The organism is Dyella sp. (assembly GCF_035508675.1).
Lineage (GTDB): Bacteria > Pseudomonadota > Gammaproteobacteria > Xanthomonadales > Rhodanobacteraceae > Dyella_B.
This window is the reverse complement of sequence record NZ_DATJMN010000025.1, coordinates 1-2,447: the sequence shown is the minus strand read 5'-3', so window position 1 is coordinate 2,447 and position 2,447 is coordinate 1. Positions and strand designations below refer to the sequence as shown.

The window sequence follows — 2,447 nt, the reverse complement described above, 5'->3', positions numbered from 1 at the left end:
CCCGGGCGCAAAGCGGCAAAAATACATGGTGAATGGTCCGTTGCGCCAGATCGGCATGCGACCGATCACGGAGCCCGGGCAACGCAGGCGTCCAGCCCCGCGCAGAGACAGCCCAAAACGGTGCGCAGTTCCAGGCAACGCTCAGGATCGGCAAGAACCTGCTCCGCCGAACACCCGCTGCCCGGCAGCAAGACCGATAACGGCTCCGGCGAAAGCAACCGCGCGGACATCGTGCGCAAGATTTCGCACAACGCATCCTGGGCGTGGTGCGACCCGCGTGCCGAGGCATTGATCAGCAATACCGGCTTCGCTGGAAACTCCAGGCTACCCACCAACCAGTCCAGCAGGTTTTTGAAAGCACCGGGCACGCCGTGGGCGTATTCGGGACAAGCGATCAATAGCGCATCGCTGCGCCCCACGGCCTCGCGCAGCTCCTGTACGGATGCAGGCAAGTGCTCGTTTTCGTCATCGGGATTAAACAGCGGCAGCGCGCCAAGGCCCCCGTACACAGTCAATGCCCAATTCAGCGGCGCAAGCTGCTGGGCAGCGCGCAGCGCGGCGGTATTGGATGACACGCGCCGCAGACTTCCCGACAGGCACAGCACGCGCCTTAGGGCGCTCATGCCGCCGGCTGACCCTGTACGACGATCTTGCCCAACCCCAAGGACTTGTTGCGCGGCTGACGCGCAAGCCGGCCGGCCGTGTTTCGGGCGATATCGCGATAGCGTGCGGCCAGCTCCGAATCCGGGATCGCCGCCACCGTGGGCGTCCCGCCATCGGCCTGCTCGCGAATGCGGATGTCGAGCGGAAGCGAACCCAGATACGCCACCTGGTATTGCGCCGCCATCCGCTCGCCGCCGCCGGCACCGAAAATATGTTCTTCGTGGCCACAGTTCGTGCACACGTGGGTGGCCATGTTCTCCACGATACCCAGTACCGGCACTTCCACCTTCTCGAACATCTTCAGCGCTTTGCGCGCGTCGAGCAACGCGATGTCCTGCGGCGTGGTGACGATCACCGCACCGGCCACCGGCACCTTTTGCGATAGCGTGAGCTGGATATCGCCCGTCCCCGGTGGAAGGTCGACGATCAGGTAATCCAACATGTCCCAGCGCGTATCGCCAAGCAGCTGCATCATGGCCTGCGTCACCATCGGGCCGCGCCAGATCATCGGCGTTTCTTCGTCGACCAGAAAACCAATCGACATCGCCTGCAGACCATGCGCGGTCATGGGCATGATGGATTTGCCATCGGGCGATTCGGGCCGCCCCTGGATGCCCAGCATGCGCGGCTGGCTCGGGCCGTAGATATCGGCATCGAGAATGCCCACTTTCGCGCCTTCCGCCGCGAGGGCGAGCGCAAGATTGGCCGACACCGTGGACTTGCCTACCCCACCTTTGCCGGAAGCCACCGCAATAATGTTTTTCACGTTAGGCAGCGGCGCCAACGTACCCTGCACTTTGTGCGCGTGTATACGGCTGCCGATCGATACCGCGGCCGAGTCGATGACCGGATCGGCCTCCAGCGCCTGCCTGACCTGTTGCGTAAGCGATTCGATGGCGCCCGCCGCCGGATAACCAAGCTGGATATCCACGGATACCTTCGCTCCATCCACGCCAACGGCGCGAACCGAGTCGGCCATAGGAGCACCGGTATGAGGGTCGATAAAGTCGCCGAGGATTCGGCGCACCAGGGCTTCGTTCGCCTGCGTCATGGGAAAAGGGGCTGTGGTCGGGACGTTCATTATGCCAGCAGGCACCGGCCGCTCGTCGCGGCATACCTCCGAAATCAGGCACGTAGCCGAAACAAACGCCATGAAATACGCGTATTTGCGCATTGCAGCTTGACCATCCACCAAGCGGCTCGGCAGGCTCCCCATACGCCAACGTAGGGAGCTAAGGTTATGAAACGACTGTCGCAGTTTGCCGTTGCCGCTTGCCTGTTGCTGGGGTCGGCCGTTGCCTGGGCCGCCAACGACACGCCGGTGGGCACGTGGCGGCAGATCGACGATGTGACCGGCAAACCCAAGTCGATCATCCAGATCACCGAGGACAACGGCAAACTGCAAGGCAAGGTCATGCAGATTCTGCTGTCGGACGACGGCCCCCACCCGATATGCCGCAAATGCGACGGCGAGCGCAAAGATCAACCGGTCGAAGGCATGGTGATCATGTGGGGCGTCAGCAAAGACGATGACGTATGGGACGGCGGCAAGATCCTCGACCCGAAAAACGGCAAGGTATACAGCGTTAAGCTGACCTTGGCCGATGGTGGTCAAAAGTTGGATGTACACGGCTACATCGGCTTTTCCTTGCTGGGCCGCAGCCAGGTGTGGGAACGAATTCAGTAACGCGCCCTTTCTCGCTCCCTCTCTTCGTGAAAGAGGGAGCCGCACGCAGCTTCACAAAGCGCTCACGCACGGGTTATCACTGCAACATCGCGCTGCA

The 2,447-nt window shown here is 62.2% G+C and carries 3 protein-coding genes; 1 reads left to right on the top strand and 2 read right to left on the bottom strand.

Translation table 11 applies throughout. The features are described from left to right. Window positions 1-65: 65 nt before the first annotated feature. Complete coding sequence (locus VMA74_RS01480; protein ID WP_325364106.1) at window positions 66-623, bottom strand: NADPH-dependent FMN reductase; 558 nt, start codon at window positions 621-623, stop codon at window positions 66-68. Beyond that, window positions 620-1,714, bottom strand: coding sequence for an iron-sulfur cluster carrier protein ApbC (gene apbC, locus VMA74_RS01475; protein ID WP_325364104.1), 1,095 nt, complete (start codon window positions 1,712-1,714; stop codon window positions 620-622). The genes VMA74_RS01480 and apbC overlap by 4 nt, the downstream gene beginning before the upstream one ends. Window positions 1,715-1,903: 189 nt before the next feature. On the opposite strand from apbC, the gene VMA74_RS01470 reads away from it, so the two are divergent. Beyond that, window positions 1,904-2,350, top strand: a complete 447-nt coding sequence (locus VMA74_RS01470; protein WP_325364102.1) for a DUF2147 domain-containing protein — start codon at window positions 1,904-1,906, stop codon at window positions 2,348-2,350. The last annotated feature ends 97 nt before the right edge of the window (window positions 2,351-2,447 follow it).

Bases quoted from the DNA above. Each gene is read 5' to 3' on its own strand.
- VMA74_RS01480 (WP_325364106.1), bottom strand. From the start codon at position 623: ATGAGCGCCCTAAGGCGCGTGCTGTGCCTGTCGGGAAGTCTGCGGCGC.
- apbC (WP_325364104.1), bottom strand. From the start codon at position 1,714: ATGACGCAGGCGAACGAAGCCCTGGTGCGCCGAATCCTCGGCGACTTT.
- VMA74_RS01470 (WP_325364102.1), top strand. From the start codon at position 1,904: ATGAAACGACTGTCGCAGTTTGCCGTTGCCGCTTGCCTGTTGCTGGGG.